The following is a 15,368-nucleotide window of genomic DNA, read 5'->3' as shown; positions in this document are numbered from 1 at the left end:
GCCCGCACGGGACCCCGCTGAGCCGAACGGAGTAATGACGCCGCGCGACCGTGCCTAGACGCCCGGTTGCGGCTGCGGGGCGGTCGCCGCGGGCACTTCGACCAGGCTCCCGTCGGCCAGCAGGTCGCGCACGGAGGTCGCCAGGAAGTAGCCCGTGCCGCCGCCGGCCTGCCCGAACCACGGCACGGCGACGCCCTTCAGCGCGGGCACCGGCTTCTGCACCCGGTACACGTGGTAGCGGCGGTTCAGCCAATCCGGTGGCAACGACCGCTGCCCGAACAGGGTGCCGGCGGCGTAGACGAGGTTGCCCGACTCCGCACCGAACCGGTCCAGTTCGGTCCCGGGCGGGACGACCACGTTCTCGCGGTCGCGGAACAGCGACAGCGGCGGCTCGTCGGGCAGCGGCTGGATGTCCGCCACCGGCAGCACCAGCGCGCCCGTGTCCGCCGCCGCCCGCGTCCGGTCCAGGTCGGCGCGCCACAGCAGCTCGGCCAGCAGCACCTTCGCCGCGTCCACCGCGTGCTCGTAGACCCGCGGCCGACCGTGCGGGCCGCGGCTCGCGTCCCAGAACTGGACCTGCCAGCCCGAGGGGCCGGGCGCGGGCTCGATCACGAACGCGTCGGGCTTCGGCTCCACGATCCCGTACTCGGACTCGGCCACCCCGAAGTGGTCCAGCCGCTCCTTGAGGTGGTCGAGCGCGCGCTGGTCGACCTCGGTGATCACGCGCGGCTTGTGCTCGGGCAGCGGCGCGCCCTCCGCCTGCCCGGTGGCGACGGCCGCCGCCGCCCGTTCCGCCTCGGGGTCGACCGGCGGCACGGTGTAGCCGTTGTCCCGGATGTGCTGCACGAGCTGCGGCACGGGCGGCAGGTGGTGCGCGCGCAGGTAGTGCGCCACCCCGCCCGGCCACACCCACGTGCCGTCGGTGTGGAAGGACAGCGGCACGGACGGCGTGGCGTCCGGGTCCAGCGCGTCCGGGCCGTAGGAGCGCGCGGCCAGCACGACCGGCGCGTTCTCCAGGTAGGCCAGCACGTCGTCCAGCTCCTGCGGGTGCACGGCGGGCCGGTCGTGCACCCGCGGGTCCGGCCCGTCGAACAGCGGCGCGGCGATCACCGGGCTCGGCGCCGCGCCCAGGCCCGCGCGCTCTCGCAGCCACGCCGGGATCGCGTCGTCGTCACGGGGGTGGAGCTCCAGCTCTTCGGCGTAGTGCTGCGGCGCGGGCGGCTGCGTCCAGTCCGGCTCGGCGTCCCGGTCGAACTCCGCCGAGTACGTGTCGGGGTGCACCAGGTGGAACTTCAGCGTGAACCACGTGCCGTAACCCGCGCGGGCCATGCCTTCGCGCAGCTGCACGAAGAACGGCAGCGCCTCCGGCGGCAGCTCCCAGTCGAAGGACGAGCCGTACATCGTCAGCCCGGAGACCTGCGTCTCCAGGTGGCGGCCCACCATCCGGAAGTCGACGAACAGCTGCTCCCAGTCGCCGGGCAGGCGCTGCACCAGCAGGGTGGTGACGGAGCCGAGGATCGCGTTCTGGTCCTCGACGTCCAGCTGCGGCGCGGTCATGCGTTCTGCTCCTCGGTCGTCTCGCTCGCCTCGACCAGCTTGGCGCGCAGCCAGTCGGGGATGAAGGTCTCGTCGCGGGGGAAGACCTGGAGGTCGCGGGCGAAGTCCGCGGCCGGCACGGGCGGGTCGAACCGCGGGTCGTGGTCGAAGTTGTAGGTGATGTCGATGCGGACCGGGGCGTTCACCACGCACCGCGCCGAGAACCACGTGCCGCGACCCGGCTGGTACAGCACCTGCCGCATCTCCTGGAACGCGGCGTTCAGCCCTTCCGGCGGCATCACCTCGGGGGTGCCGCGGTCGGGCATGTAGACCTTCAGCGTCGCGTCCTGCACCGCCACGGTCATCCGCACGAGCAGGTCGATCCGCCGGAAGCCGTCCGGAGCAGCGTCCAGCAGCATGCCGCCGATGTGCTGGAGCAGCTCGTCGTGGCGCTGCTCAGAAGTCGGCCGGCCAGAGGGCTGCGTTGTGCTCATTCGGGTAGCTCCTGACGTAGATCTCGGTCGTGCCGTCGGCGAGCGTCACACGCCACCGCGTCTGGTAGGTGTGCGGGTGGCGTTGCAGCGGGTCGCGCAGGGCGAACGTGTCGATCATCTCGACCGTACCGCCGGACTTCAGGAACTTCGCGCGGTCCCGCTCCATCCGGTGCCACGTCTCGGCGGTCACGAACGCCGGGCGCTCGTTGCCCTGGTTCTGGTCGCGCTGCTGGCTCGACTGGTTCGCCGCCTCACCGGGCCCGCCGGTCTCGTTGCCCTGGTGGTGGCCGCCGTCGGACAGCTTCCTGCCGTCCGAGTCGACCTCGCCGTGGTTGCCGACCTCGAGCTGCGCGCTGCCGTCGCGCCGGATCGCGCCGCCGGACTTCAGGTCCGGCCGACCGGTCGTGGCGACCGTCTCGCCGTCGCCGTTGGTGCGACCGCGCCACGCGTCGTTGTCGGCGACCAGCACCGCGTTGGGCAGCGGGTTGTTCAGGTCCGGGCTGAACGGCCGGAACGTGTGCACGTGCGAGGCCGCGCCGTCCGGGCCGGTCTGGAAGGTGCCGTAGCCCTGCTTCTTGTGGTCGTCGAGCACGAACCGGGTGTTCGGCGGCAGGTCGGCGCGGGCCGCGAACGGGTCGGCGTTGCCGAACGGCCGTGTGACGGCGGCGTGCTGCTCCGGCGTCCAGCCGCTGGTGTCGCCGCTGACGACCTTCACCGAGTACACGTACCCGTCGGCGGTCTTCGTGCGCTGCGCGGCCAGCTCGACCTCGCCGTTGGCGGGCGTCGGCCAGGTCCGGGTCGGGTGCTCGGCCTTGCCGAGGCCGTAGAAGCCGTCCGAGGTCACCTGCGCGGTCACCGGGGCCTGGGCGATCTCGGCGTTGACCCGGCTGCGCTGGCCCGAGTGCGTGTCCTCGAACACCACGTGACCGGCCTCGTCGGTGAGGAACCGGCCGCGGCGCTGGCCGTGCTCGTCGGTGACCAGGTACTCGGTGCTGGGGTCGTGCACCTGGCCGGGCCGGCTGAACGGCTCGCCCTGCTTGAGGCCGGTGACCGGTTCCTGCCTGGTCGTGGTCGGCTCGACGCGCTCGACCGCGTGCTGCGGGTGGCCGTTGGCGTCGGTGGTGAACTCCTGGTGCAGCGGGCCGCGGTCGATGTTGTAGTTCGTGCCCTGCGAGGTGTGCTGCACCTCCGGGTTGCGCACGTCGGTGGACAGGTAGTCCGGCGCGGCCACCCACCTCGGCTTGCCGTCGGCGTCGGTCTGCACCGTGCCGCGGTAGGTGCCGTCGGTGTCGTGGACCTCCATCCGCGTGTTCGGCGGGAGGTCGGTGCGGGCGGTGAAAGCCTCGTCCGGCCTCGGCGCGAGCGGGTGGTCGCGGTCGATCACCCGGCGGCCGTCGGCGGGCTCGGGGACCGGCTCGACGATCACCGCGCGGTCGACGGTGACGACCCGGTCGCCGACCTTGATCGTGTCCTGCGCCGTCTGGCGGGTGCCGTCGGCGTTGGCCACGAAGACGTCGTGGCGGTGGCCGAGCTCGACGCGGTAGTGGGCGTTCGGCGCGGGGTGGCGGACCTCGGGGTTGTCGCCGTGGCGGGTGTTGGGCGCGACGGCGTCCACGTGGACCTTGCCGTCGGCGTCCACGTGCACGACCGTGCGGACCTGGCCGTCCTCGCCGCGGACCGTGATCCGGGTGTCGCGGGGCAGGTCCTGGCCGCTGTGGAAGAACGACTGGTCGTCGCGGAGTTGGACGTGCTGCTCGTGCGTGGTCTCCGGGGCCGTCCACGGCTGCTGGACCTGCGGCTCGATGTCGAGGCGACCGCGGTGCTCCTGGCCGTCACCAGCCAGGTCGCCCTTCGGCTCGTGGCCCGGCGGCATGCCGTTCTCACCGGCCGGGGCGTGCGTGCCGTCGGGCTCGAACGCGTGCCAGCCGCCGTCCGGCGGGAGCTTCGGGCCGGTGCCCGACTCGTTGGGCGAACTGCTGTAGACGTTGCCGTCGCGATCGGACCACGCCAGGTCGTCCGGGGCGATCACGCGCTGACCGGTCTCCCGGGCGACGTGCGCGGCCAGGCTGTTCTCGCCGCCCGCGCCCGCGTCGCAGCCGACGAACATGATCGTGCGGTCGGCGAGGTCGGGGTGGTTGGTGATGAGCTGGACCAGCTCGGCGCGGGTGTAGTGCGTGTCCCCGATGCGGACGCCGTCGCCGTCGGTGTGGATGTCCAGCACGACGTGGTCGGCGTTGGCCGGGATGCGGCTGGACAGGTCGCGCAGCCGGTCCTCGGTGTGCAGCGCCACGCCCGAGTCGGTGACCTGGCTGTTGCGGATCGCCTGGTCGACGCGCTGGGACACCTCGCCGATCGGGATCGGGCCCTGGTGGGCGACCGGGCCGAGGTCGGGGTTGGGCGTGAGGCTCGCGGGCGGGTCGGCCGGGGTGTAGCCGTCGAACGCGCCGTCGCGCGCGTCGGCGACGGTGACCGGGTCGGACGTGCGGACGTTGCCGTCGCGGTCGAACGTGCCGAAGTCGGGCGGCAGCACGCGGCCATCGGCCGGCGGCACGTCGACCTCGTGCAGGACGCCCAGGTCGATCAGGCGCTGGACGCTCATCTTGCCGGTGTTCGGGTCCGCGAGGGCCGCGTCGAGGACGGGCTGGAGCTGCCGCGCGCCACCGCTCTGGTCGAACGCGGGCGCGACCGCTGCCAGCTCCACGGTGAGCGGGGCGTCCAGGACGTAGACGTGGTAGCCCTTGCCGAGGCTGTCCGGCATGATCGCGCGCTCGCCGAAACCGTACGCCTGGCCGTCCGGGCGCAACGGGGACAGGAAGTCGCCGTTGGGGCTGCCGAACCGGTCGAGCACGGTGCCCGCCGGGAGCTCCACGACGACCCGCGGGCCGTCCGCGCCCTGGTTCGGCGGCCAGTCGATGCTGCCGTCGGGCTTGGAGTGGGCGTCGCGGAACGACTGGTAGTCGCCGTACGGGCCGTAGGGCTGGTAGGTCGGCTCGATGAGGGCGGCGGCGCGCTGGTCGTACGTGCCGACGGACTGGTCGGTGGGGCCGGTGCTCTCGTGGACCGGGACGTAGTCGCCGTCGTGCGAGAAGCCGGGCACCACGCCCGCCGGCTGGTTCCAGACGTTCTTGTGGGGGAACGGGTCGGCGTCGGCCTTCGCACCGGTGTCCGCGTCGGCGGTGGTGCCGGGCGTGGTGTCCGCGGGCCACTCGTGGCTGGACGCGGGCGAGTGCTCGTCACCGGCCTCGCCGACCAGGTCGACCGGCGTCTCGGTGGTCGCGGGGCCATCGGGGCCGTCCGCCGCGGGCGTCGCGTCGGGCGGCGTGCTGCCGGCCGGTGCGTTGTCCGCCGGGGTGCTGTCGGTCGGGGTGCTGTCGGTCGGTGTGCTGTGCGTCGGCGTGCTGTCCGCCTTGGGCCCGTCCGCGGTCGGCGTCGGCCCGTCCCCGCCGCGAGCGGCCGGCGCGGGGCCGTCCGTGCGGATCGGGGCCGTGGGCGGCGACGCGACCGGCCGTGCCGCGGGTTCCGGCGCACGCGTCGGAGCCGAAGCGTCCGGTCGTGCCGGCGGCGGACCGGCGGGCGGCGGACCAGCCGGCGCGGGACCTCCCGGCTGCGGCCCGAACCCACCCGGCTGCGGGCCGAAGCCACCGGGCTGCGGCGACGGCATCGGCGGCGGCGCGGCGGTCGCGGGACCACGCTGCTCGGGCATCGTCACGGGACCGTTGGCGGGCAGCGACTCGACCGGCATCCCGGTCAGCGAACTGGCGGTCACGGCATCGTGCCCACGAGGGCTTTGGTCGCGACCGGGCGACGAAGTGGGCGAAGCCGAGGGCTCGGGCGCGAACCCACTGGCGATCGGCGCGGCAGGCCCACGCCCACCACCGCCCCCACCAGCCGGCGGAGCCCCACCAGCCGCCCCGGCCATCGGAGCCCCGGCCGCGGGCATCCCGGCACCCGGCGCAGGACCACCAGCGGGTGCAGAACCGGGCACCGAACCGGGCGCAGCAGCAGGCCCGGAACCAGTGGACGCAGGGCCGGCAGGCGTCGGACCAGCCTGGGTCGGACCGGCAGGCACAGACCCTGGCGTCGGCCCACCCGGCACCGCACCACCAGGCGTCGACCCATGAGCTGAACCACCAGGCGTCGAACCACCCGGAGCGGCCCCGCCGGGCACAGCTCCGCCAAGCGGCATCCCACCGGCGATCACGCCACCACCAACAGGGCCACCAGGCGTCGCCCCGCCAACAGGCGCACCACCGGGAACCGGCCCGCCGGCAGTCGCTCCACCGGGAACCGGTCCGCCAGGCGTCGATCCCCCAGGCACCGCACCACCCGGCGTCGGCCCGCCCGGCACCGCACCACCCGGCGTCGAACCACCCGGCGTCGAACCACCCGGCGTCGAACCACCGGGCACCGCACCGCCCGGGACCGCCCCACCAGGTGTCGAACCACCCGGCGTCGAACCGAGAGGCGAACCACCCGGCGTCGGTCCACCCGGCGTCGGCCCGCCAAGCGGCGAACCAGCCGGCACACCGCTACCCGGCGTCAGACCACCGGACACCGGTCCACCGTGGGAAGGTCCACCAGTAGTCCCGCCCGGAGTCCCGCCGAACGCGGAACCACCCGCGGCAGCGCCACCGGGCATCACCGGCGCCATGCCGCCCGGCCGGACGCCGGGCGAGGTCGAGCCGCCCTGAGGAGTCGAACCAGGAGCGGCACCCGAACCGGTCGGCGCAGCACCGGCCGGACCGGGCGTGAACGCCGGACCGGCGGCCGGCACCCGCGCGGTGGAACCGCCCGGAGCAGAGGTCGGGGCCGCGGCGGGACCTGCGGCGGACGGTGCCGGGCCGCTCGGAGCGGTGCCCAACCGGCTGCCGATGGAAGGCCCGGTCCCCCCGCCGCCGGGTGACGTCGGCACCGAAGCGCCGCCGCGCCCACCAGGCGCGCCACCGGACGGGCCACCGAGCGTCCCGCCGAACGTGGAGGGTGCCGAAGAGCCACCGGGCGACGAGTCCCCGCCGACCGAAGGCGGCGCGCTGACCCGCGGCCCCGGAGCGGGAGGCGCGGCCACCGACGCGGTCGCCGTCGTCCCCGCGGGCGGTCGGTTCAAGCCGTCACGGCTCACCGGCGGACCGGCGGGCGACGCCGCACCGGGAACGCCACCACCCGGCGTGGGCCCGAGGGTGGGCGGCGCGCCGGGCGCCCCCGCCGGGTCGACCCGCGGCGGTTCGACGGAGATGCCGTCCTTCGCACCGCCGATGCCACCGGACACCGCACCGGCCGACGCGCCCATCAGCACGTCCCGCGCCGAGATGTCCTGCCCCATCACGGCCGCCGTGCCCACCGTGGACACCGCGCCCTCGACCGCACCGCGCGTCGCGCCGACGGCCACCTGCCCCGCCAGCCCGCCGCCCTCGAACTTCAGCCCGCCCGACACACCGCCGACCAGACCGGACACCGCACCCGAGACCGCCGCCTCGGTCGTCTTGCCCCAGTCCCACGACTCGCGGTCGCCGCGCGCGACCTGCACCGCCTGGATGGCCGCGTCGATGCCGACCGAGATCGCGACCTCCTTGAGGATCGCGATGATCAACTGCCGGAACGTGAACTGCACGATCAGCCGCGTCGCCTGCTGCGCGATCGGGATGCCCGCCGTCGACGCGCCGAACGTGCCGAACGCCGCGGCGACCAGCGCGGCGATCTCGATCGCCAGCGCGATCAGCGACGCGATGATCGACAGCTTGGTGTACTCCACCTCCAGCGCGGTGTTGTCGCAGCTCTCCGCCAACTGCTCGCAGATCTTCTGCAACTTCGGCAGGTACGAGTCGTCACCGGCGGAGAACTTCTTCCAGTACTCCTCGAACGCCTTGACGGCCTCGCCGGTCTGGCTCGCGTACACGGTGGACGCCGCGCCGTTGCCCTCGTCGATGACCGACTTCACGCCCTGCGCGGCCGTGCGGTAGGCGTCGGCCATCCGCCGCAACGCCGTCTCGTCACCCTCCGGCCAGCTCTGCCCGACCACGATCGGGAAGAGCCAGGTGACCTCGCTCGGGATCTCGATGCCCACCGCAGTGCCCCTCAGTAAGTCCGGGAGATCCCGGTCGCGTTGCCCTGGTCGGAACCCTCGTAGGCATCGGCGGTCTGGTCCACGCCGGTGCGGATGTCGGCCAGGGCCTGGGCGAGGTTGCCGAAGGCCGCCAACGTCGCCTGGGAGTTCGGCACGTACTGCTTGGCGAACGCCTGCCCGGACTCGTCGCCGCCCCAGCACTGCCCCTCGGCCTGTAACGCCGAGTTCAACGCCTGCAGCACGCCGCCCAGCGAATCACCGGCCGCGCCGAACTGGGCCGCGCCCCTGCGCAGGCCGGACACGCTGACATCGAACCCGCTCACCAGCCACTCCTGTCCATGATGCTGTCGCCGTCGTCATCGTCGGGAGGCGGCGCGGGCCGACGCGGCTGCGACGGCTGCGGCACCGCGGGCGGCTGGGGGATGAGGTCGGCCAACGACGGCACGCCGGGCAGCATCTCCGACAGGTCGATGCTCGCGCCCTGCTGCGCGGGGGCCAGCACCTCGTTCAGCTCGGTCCGCGCCTTGGCGACGGCCTGCTGCACGGTCTCGGTGGCCAGTCGCGCGAGCTTGTCGGGCGTGGTGCGCTCGAAGGCGTTGGCGGAGAACTCCAGGGAGGTCAACGCGCCCGCCGAGTCGACGGTGGCGCGGACCGCACCGTCCTTGGACACGGCGGTCGCCGTGATGGTCATGGCCCGCGCCTGCGTCTCGCGCAGCTCCTCGGTCTTCTTCCGCAGCTCGCCGAGGAGGGAGTCGACCTGCTCGCGCATGGCCGCGTTCCGCGCCTCCAGCTCGGCCCGTCGTCCTGTCGGATCGGTCACAGCGGTCCCCTCGTGAGCGCTCTCCAGAGGTGCTGACGCTAACCGAGGCCGATGGGTTCCCACCGAAATTCGGCACCGCGTCGTCGGTGCGCCCGGGCAGAGTGTCACCGTGCTCCGTCCGTACCGGGAACTCGCCGCGATCCCCCACCTGCCCTGGCTGCTCCTGTGGTCGATGATCGGCCGCATCCACCTGCCCGGAACACCCCTGGCCGTGTCGTTCCTGATAGCCGGGTGGACCGGGTCGTACGCGGCGGCGGGCGTGGTCGGCGGCGCGTTGACGTTGGGCATGGGCGTGGCGGGGCCGCTGCGCGGTCGGGCCGCGGACCGGAGCCCGGCCGGGCGGTTGCTGCTGGTCACGTCGGCCGGTTACGCGGTCGGGATCGCGGTCCTCGGGGCGCTGCCGACCGTGCTGCCGGGGGCGGCGTGGCCGTCGGCGGTGGCGGTCGCGTTCCTGACCGGGCTGTCCACGCCGCCGGTGACGGCGATGAGCCGGGCGAGCTTCCCGCGCCTGGCGACGGGACCGGCGCAGTCGGCGGTGTTCACCGTCGAGGCGTCCATGCAGGAGGTCATGTACGTCGTCGGGCCCGCGTTGGCGGCGACCGTGGTGGCGGTGTGGAACGCGCAGGTCGCGCTGTGGTTGTGCGGTGCGCTGGCGGTGCTCGGCGCGACGGGCTTCGGCGGGGCGTTGCGCCGGGCGGGGATCGACCGGCCGGTGGCGCGGGCGGCCGCGGTCGGCGGGCGGACGCTGCTGCGGGACGGGTCGCTGGTGCTGGCGCTGCTGACCGCGCTGTTCATGGTCGCGTCGCTGGTGTCGATCGACATGGTGATCATCGCGTGGGCGCGCGACCTGGGCAGACCGGCGATGGCCGGTGTGCTGACGGCCGTGTGGGGCATCGGGTCGGTGGTCGGCGGGCTGATCGCGGGCGGGCTCGCCGGGCAGCCCCGGTTCACCCGGCGGATGCTGGTGATGGCGCTGGGCATCGCGCCGCTGGTGCTGGTGCTGCCACCGGTGGTGGAGCCGTCGTCGGTGTGGCTGATCGGCGTGGTGCTGGGGGTGGGCGGGATGGCGATCGCGCCCGCCATCGCGGCCAACAACCAGCGGATCAGCGGGCTCGCGCCGGACGACCGCAAGGCCGAGGCGTTCGGCTGGATGGGCACGTTCACCACGGCGGGCTCGGCGTCGGCGCTGCCGGTGGCCGGGTCGCTGCTGGACCACTTCGGGCCGGCCGCGGCGGCCGGGGCCGGGGCGGTGGCGGCGCTGCTCGGCGCGGTGCTGGCGAGTCGGACGCGTGAGCGGGGGGCGGTTCCCGTTGGGTGACCGGGTTCGGGTGGTCGGGGCGCTGCTCGCGTTCGCGGGTGGGGCGTTCCTGGCGGTGCAGGGGCGGTTGAACGGCGAGCTGGGGCACGTGTTCGGCGACGGGTTCCTGGCCGCGCTGGTGTCGTTCGGCGGCGGGTTGCTGCTGTTGCTGCTCGGCGTGCCGACGACGGCCACCGGTCGGGCCGGGTTGGCGCGGCTGCGGTCGTCGCTGCGGGACGGGCGGATCCGCTGGTGGCAGTGCGTCGGCGGGGCGTGCGGCGCGTTCTTCGTGTCCACGCAGGGGTTGACCGTCGCGACGCTGGGCGTGGCCGTGTTCACCGTGGCGGCGGTGGGCGCGCAGGCGGTGAGCAGCCTGCTGGTGGACCGGGCGGGGATCGGACCGGCCGGGCGGGTGCCGTTGACCGGGCCGCGGGTGGCCGGTGCGGCGTTGGCCGTGGTGGCGGTCGCGGTGGCGGTGGCGGACGAGGCCGGTGAGGCGTCCGCGCTGTGGTTGGCGCTGCTGCCCGCGTTGGCCGGGATCGGGCTGGGCTGGCAGCAGGCGGTCAACGGGCTGGTGCGCGAGGCGGCGCAGAGCACGCGCGTGACCACGCTGATCAACTTCGGCACCGGGACGGCCGTGCTGCTCGTCGTGTGCGCGGTCGACGTGGCGGTGCGCGGGCTGCCCGCGGCCGCGCCGAGCGAGCCGTGGTTCTACGCGGGCGGGGCGCTCGGGGTCTGCACCATCGGCTCGGCCGTGCTGGCGGTGCGGTGGCTGGGCGTCCTGCTGGTCGGGCTGTGCCAGGTCGCCGGGCAGCTCGTCGGCGCGCTCGCGGTGGACGTCCTCGCTCCCGCCGCAGGTGGGCAGGTGTCCGTGCTCGCGCTGGTGGGCACGGCGTTGACGCTGCTCGCGGTGGTGGTCGCCGCACTGCCCGGTCGGCGGTGATGAGAGGATGAGGCACGTGACTGCGACGATCCTCAACGGCAGGGCCACCCGGGACGCGATCTTCGAAGACCTGCGGGCGCGGGTCGGCGCGTTGCGCGAGCGGGGGGTGACACCGGGGCTGGCCACCGTGCTGGTCGGCGACGACCCGGGCTCGCACTCGTACGTGCGGGGCAAGCACCTGGCGTGCGAGAAGGTCGGCATCACCTCGATCCGCCGCGACCTGCCCGCGGACACCACGCAGGCCCAGCTCGAAGAGGTCATCGACGAGCTGAACGCCGACCCGGCGTGCACCGCGTACATCGTGCAGCTGCCGCTGCCCAAGCACCTGGACCCGAACCCGATCCTGGAGCGCATCGACCCGCGCAAGGACGGCGACGGCCTGCACCCGGTCAACCTGGGCAAGCTGGTGCTCGGCGACGAGGCGCCGCTGCCCGCCACCCCGCGCGGCGTGGTCGAGCTGCTGCGGCGCTACGACGTGCCGCTGTCGGGCGCGAACGTCACCGTCGTGGGTCGCGGCGTGACGGTCGGCAGGCCGATCGGGCTGCTGCTGACCAGGCGTTCCGAGAACGCCACCGTGACGTTGTGCCACACCGGCACCAAGGACCTGGCCGCCGAGGTGCGGCGGGCGGACATCGTGGTCGCGGGCGCGGGCAGCCCCGGCCTGATCACCGCCGACATGGTCAAGCCCGGCGCCGCCGTGGTCGACGTCGGCATCACCCGCACCGAAGCCGGCCTGGTGGGCGACGTTCACCCGTCCGTGGCCGAGGTGGCGGGCTTCCTCGCGCCGATCCCGGGTGGCGCGGGCCCGATGACCATTGCCATGCTGCTGACCAACACGGTCGAGGCAGCCGAGCGCACGGCCTGAGGCGGAAGCGGTGGAGTTGTTGCCGGAACAGCGCTGGCGTTCCGCGGCGGGCAAGCACCTGCCGTTCGCGCTGGTGCTCGTGGTGGTCGGGCTGGGTCTGCTCCGGATCGTGCAGTACCACTGGCGGCAGGGCGCGGTCCTGATCGGCCTCGCCCTGCTCATCGCGGCGTTGCTGCGCGTCCTGGTGACCGACGAGCAGGCGGGCCTGATCGCCATCCGGGGGCGCAGCGTGGACGCGCTGCTCTACTCGGGCCTGGGCTTCGCGGTGATCTTCGTGGCCATGACCATCATCGGCGGCCCCCTGGACCGCTGACCAGCGTCCGCTCGACCAGCTCCGTGATCACCTCGCTCATCTGGTCCTCGGGCAGCACGTCGGGCAGGGTCAACCGCTCCACCATCAGGCCGCTCATCGCCAGGTAGAGCGACACCACCGTGGTGCGGTCGCCGGGCAGGCCCGCGTCCAGGTGGAAGCGGACGTTCTGCTCCAGGTTCTCGCTGATCGTCCTGGTCAGCGCCGCCTGCAACTCGGGCCGCCTGGTGGCCTCCAGCCGCAGCTCCAACAGCGCCAGGTACCCCGTCCGGTCCACCTGGAGCCGCTCCAGCAACTCCTGGAGCAGCCGCACGACGAGGCTCTTGTCCGGCGGCTGCGCCATCGCCTCGGCCAACTTCCGGGCGTCGGGCGAGAGCCGCACGTGGATGTGCTCCCCGACCTGCCGCAGCAGGTCGTCCCGGTTGGCGAAGTAGTTCGACGCGGTGCCGTTGGGCACCTCCGCCTCCTGGTCCACGGCGCGGAACGTCAGCCCTCGCGCCCCTTCCCGCGCCAACACCTCGATAGCCGCGTTGACCAACGCCGTACGCCTGTTCGGGTTACGCACCAAGATCCCTCCTTGACAACCACTCCAACCATAGTACTACAGTCAGAGTGGTAACCAACCCCCGGAGGAGCCCCGACCATGCGAACCCTGACCTACTTCGTCGCGACCTCGCTCGACGGCTTCATCGCCGACCCGAAGGGCGGCTTCGGCGACTTCCTCTTCGAAGGCGACCACATGACCGCCCTCTACGAGGAGTACCCCGACACCCTGCCCGCCCAGGCCCGCGAGGCGATGGGCATCGACGCCCCGAACAAGAACTTCGACACGATCCTCATGGGCCGCGCCACCTACCAAGTCCCGGGCGGACTACCGAGCCCTTATCCACACCTACGCCAGTACGTCGTCTCCACCAGGCTGACCACCACACCGCCCGACGTCGAAGTGATCGCCGAAGACCCACTGGCCAAAGTCCGCGCGCTGAAAGAAGAACCGGGCTTGGGCATCTGGCTGTGCGGCGGCGGAAGGCTCGCCGCCACCCTTCTACCCGAAATCGACGAACTAGTCCTGAAAATCCACCCGATCGTGCTAGGCAAGGGAATCCCCCTCTTCGCCGGCGACCTCCCCACCGCCCGGTTCGCCAAGGCCACCACCAGAACCTTCGACACCGGCGTCGTCTTCACCACCTACACCAAATCCGACGCCTGACCGCACGAACCCGCCACCACCAGCCGAAGCTCGATGTGACATGGGTTCGGCCTGCCTGGGGTGCCTGTGAGGGCCCCATGTCACATCGAGCCGGACCCACGCGCGACTTCGCCGGAGTACGCGCATCGAACCGACGGCCAACTCACACATGAGTGAGGTGACAGCCACCCCAAACCACCTGCGACGCAACCCCAGTCCCAGCCGCACGGCCGACTGAGGCCACCGATGGGCTGACACCACGCGGCAGGCGGGCGGATGCGACGGTGCCGAAGTGGCGCCATCGGCGGTGGCTGATGCGGCGGCGGTGCGTGGCAATGGCGGCGGTGCTTAGTGGGTGTCCCTGACCCCCGGCTGTCCCTGAGCGGAAGCGACCGCTTCCACCCACGGACCCGTCACCCCGCGTACAGCGCCCCAACCACACCGTGCACCGTCGTCGAGTACACCGGATCCGAGATGTGGATCCCGCCGAACACCGGCCCGTTCCCCCTGCTGAACGTCCACCCACCCGGAACCTCGAAATCAGCGTTCGCGACATGGCACCCCGTCAGCCGGATATCGTCGAACCTCGCGAGCACCCGGTAGTTCGCCACGCCCTTCGCCTCGTACAACCGCAACGTCAACGTCCCCACCCCGTTGACCAAGTACGGCGTCAGGTCGCGCGGTGACGACGTGTACCAGTCGACGCCCTCGCTGGCGACGTCCCGCTCCCACACCTTCGTGCCACCGACGAGCGCCTGCTTCATGTGGTAGCCCGGCGTGTTGGAGCCCCAGTCGTCCTGGTGCCACAACACCATCGAGCACGACGTCGACCCGGCGTCGAGCCGAACGGTCGTGCTCGCCGCGGCGAAGTCACCCGCCACGGTGGCCGTGTTGCCGTGCACGGTGAACACCAACCCGCCACGTCCGGTGTGCGCGAACGACACGTCCTGGGACTGCGGCAACCCCGGAGTGAGCGGCAGGGCGTACTGGACGACGCCCGCGATCTTGCCCGCGTTCATGTACTCGAGGCCGACGGAGGTCACCGTGCGCACGTAATCGACGTCCGGTGTGACCGTGGTGTTCGACAGGGTCGACGCGTACGGCATGAGGAGCAGCTTCTTGTTCTTCGCCGCCAGCAACGAGACCGCCGTGTCGAGGTGACCGCGCAACGACCCCGTCCACAGGGTGTTGCGGTTCGGGGAGTCGTTGAACGGCAGGATCAGGCCGTCCATGACGCCCGCGTACGAGGTCACGAACGCCTGGTCGAGCTGGCGGACGTAGACCACCGGGTAGAAGTCGATCCCCGCGGCGGCGCGCACCTGCCCCGTGTACGTCGGCGTGAAGAACGCCTTGTTGTAGAAGAAGTCGTCCATCGCCCACGCCTTCAGCACCGGGTACCGCGCGGCGAGCGCGCCGATCGCCCGCGCCCAGGCGACGTAGTCCTTCCGGTGCGGCAGGTAGGTCGAGCAGGTGTCGTCGACCCCGGGGCACTCGGTCGGCGGCACCAGGTACGCCCACGTGGTCAGCCCGACGGCCTGCGCCTCGCGCAGGAACGGCTCGAAGTCGTTCCAGTCGTTCTCGTTGTAGACCAGGAACGCGTAGGTGTTCGCGTTCATCTCCCGCAACCGCGTGACGGTGGCCTGCGCGTCGACGCGCCCGTTGACCCGGACCGGGTTCGCGTAACTGGCGCGGACACCCGCTGCGGGAGCGGCCTGCGCGACTCCCGCCACCACCGGCAACAACGCCGCAACCACAACCGTGACCAACAATGACAAGGCGGTTCTGGCCATGACTCCGGGTGCTCCCCACTGTCCGACACCACTCCGCCCGACGGTAACGGGTGGCTGCACGCC

The 15,368-nt window shown here is 72.9% G+C and carries 13 protein-coding genes and 1 pseudogene; 5 read left to right on the top strand and 9 right to left on the bottom strand.

The window, feature by feature from the left end; all coding sequences use genetic code 11:
- Positions 1–54: 54 nt before the first annotated feature.
- The 7 genes and pseudogenes from ACIQMJ_RS29195 to ACIQMJ_RS29165 all read right to left on the bottom strand — a co-directional run bounded on the left by ACIQMJ_RS29195 (position 55) and on the right by ACIQMJ_RS29165 (position 8,911).
- Positions 55–1,557 carry a TNT domain-containing protein gene (locus ACIQMJ_RS29195; protein ID WP_499764206.1) on the bottom strand — a complete coding sequence of 501 codons (1,503 nt, stop codon included), beginning with the start codon at positions 1,555–1,557 and terminating at the stop codon, positions 55–57.
- Complete coding sequence (locus tag ACIQMJ_RS29190; RefSeq protein WP_499764205.1) at positions 1,554–2,030, bottom strand: hypothetical protein; 477 nt, start codon at positions 2,028–2,030, stop codon at positions 1,554–1,556. The genes ACIQMJ_RS29195 and ACIQMJ_RS29190 overlap by 4 nt, the downstream gene beginning before the upstream one ends.
- A complete protein-coding gene (locus ACIQMJ_RS29185) occupies positions 1,993–5,796 on the bottom strand; it encodes a glycohydrolase toxin TNT-related protein (RefSeq protein ID WP_499764370.1) in 3,804 nt (1,267 codons plus the stop codon). The genes ACIQMJ_RS29190 and ACIQMJ_RS29185 overlap by 38 nt, the downstream gene beginning before the upstream one ends.
- A gap of 431 nt (positions 5,797–6,227) precedes the next feature.
- A complete protein-coding gene (locus ACIQMJ_RS29180) occupies positions 6,228–6,401 on the bottom strand; it encodes a hypothetical protein (RefSeq protein WP_499764387.1) in 174 nt (57 codons plus the stop codon).
- A gap of 1,300 nt (positions 6,402–7,701) precedes the next feature.
- Positions 7,702–8,046: pseudogene (locus tag ACIQMJ_RS29175) on the bottom strand (WXG100-like domain-containing protein); the annotation flags it as partial.
- Positions 8,047–8,102: 56 nt separating this feature from the next.
- Entirely contained in the window at positions 8,103–8,414 is a 312-nt protein-coding gene (locus ACIQMJ_RS29170; RefSeq protein ID WP_499764204.1) for a WXG100 family type VII secretion target, read from the bottom strand.
- Positions 8,411–8,911, bottom strand: a complete 501-nt coding sequence (locus tag ACIQMJ_RS29165) for a YbaB/EbfC family nucleoid-associated protein (protein ID WP_499764203.1) — start codon at positions 8,909–8,911, stop codon at positions 8,411–8,413. The genes ACIQMJ_RS29170 and ACIQMJ_RS29165 overlap by 4 nt, the downstream gene beginning before the upstream one ends.
- A gap of 109 nt (positions 8,912–9,020) precedes the next feature.
- Here ACIQMJ_RS29165 and ACIQMJ_RS29160 point away from each other — a divergent pair, with 109 nt between their 5' ends.
- From ACIQMJ_RS29160 to ACIQMJ_RS29145, 4 genes are read left to right on the top strand one after another with little or no spacing between them, the layout of a single operon-like run.
- On the top strand, positions 9,021–10,229 hold the full coding sequence (locus ACIQMJ_RS29160; RefSeq protein WP_499764202.1) for an MFS transporter: 1,209 nt from the start codon (positions 9,021–9,023) through the stop codon (positions 10,227–10,229).
- Positions 10,201–11,151, top strand: a complete 951-nt coding sequence (locus tag ACIQMJ_RS29155; protein ID WP_499764201.1) for a DMT family transporter — start codon at positions 10,201–10,203, stop codon at positions 11,149–11,151. Before ACIQMJ_RS29160 ends, ACIQMJ_RS29155 begins: the two co-directional genes overlap by 29 nt.
- A gap of 16 nt (positions 11,152–11,167) precedes the next feature.
- Positions 11,168–12,016 carry a bifunctional methylenetetrahydrofolate dehydrogenase/methenyltetrahydrofolate cyclohydrolase gene (locus tag ACIQMJ_RS29150; protein WP_053721596.1) on the top strand — a complete coding sequence of 283 codons (849 nt, stop codon included), beginning with the start codon at positions 11,168–11,170 and terminating at the stop codon, positions 12,014–12,016.
- A gap of 19 nt (positions 12,017–12,035) precedes the next feature.
- Positions 12,036–12,329, top strand: coding sequence for a DUF3017 domain-containing protein (locus ACIQMJ_RS29145; RefSeq protein WP_499764369.1), 294 nt, complete (start codon positions 12,036–12,038; stop codon positions 12,327–12,329).
- On the opposite strand, the gene ACIQMJ_RS29140 is transcribed toward ACIQMJ_RS29145, so the two are convergent.
- On the bottom strand, positions 12,304–12,894 hold the full coding sequence (locus ACIQMJ_RS29140) for a TetR/AcrR family transcriptional regulator (RefSeq protein WP_499764200.1): 591 nt from the start codon (positions 12,892–12,894) through the stop codon (positions 12,304–12,306). The two genes, ACIQMJ_RS29145 and ACIQMJ_RS29140, sit on opposite strands and share 26 nt — an antisense overlap.
- A gap of 75 nt (positions 12,895–12,969) precedes the next feature.
- On the opposite strand from ACIQMJ_RS29140, the gene ACIQMJ_RS29135 reads away from it, so the two are divergent.
- On the top strand, positions 12,970–13,536 hold the full coding sequence (locus ACIQMJ_RS29135; RefSeq protein WP_499764199.1) for a dihydrofolate reductase family protein: 567 nt from the start codon (positions 12,970–12,972) through the stop codon (positions 13,534–13,536).
- A gap of 392 nt (positions 13,537–13,928) precedes the next feature.
- Here the strand turns inward: ACIQMJ_RS29135 and ACIQMJ_RS29130 are convergent, their stop codons facing one another.
- Positions 13,929–15,281: a hypothetical protein gene (locus ACIQMJ_RS29130; protein ID WP_499764198.1), complete on the bottom strand. Its 1,353-nt coding sequence runs from the start codon at positions 15,279–15,281 to the stop codon at positions 13,929–13,931.
- Between the last annotated feature and the right edge of the window lie 87 nt (positions 15,282–15,368).

Origin of the sequence: Actinosynnema sp. NPDC091369 (assembly GCF_044757065.1) — a bacterium.
Lineage (GTDB): Bacteria > Actinomycetota > Actinomycetes > Mycobacteriales > Pseudonocardiaceae > Actinosynnema.
This window is presented reverse-complemented; position numbering and strand designations above follow the sequence as displayed.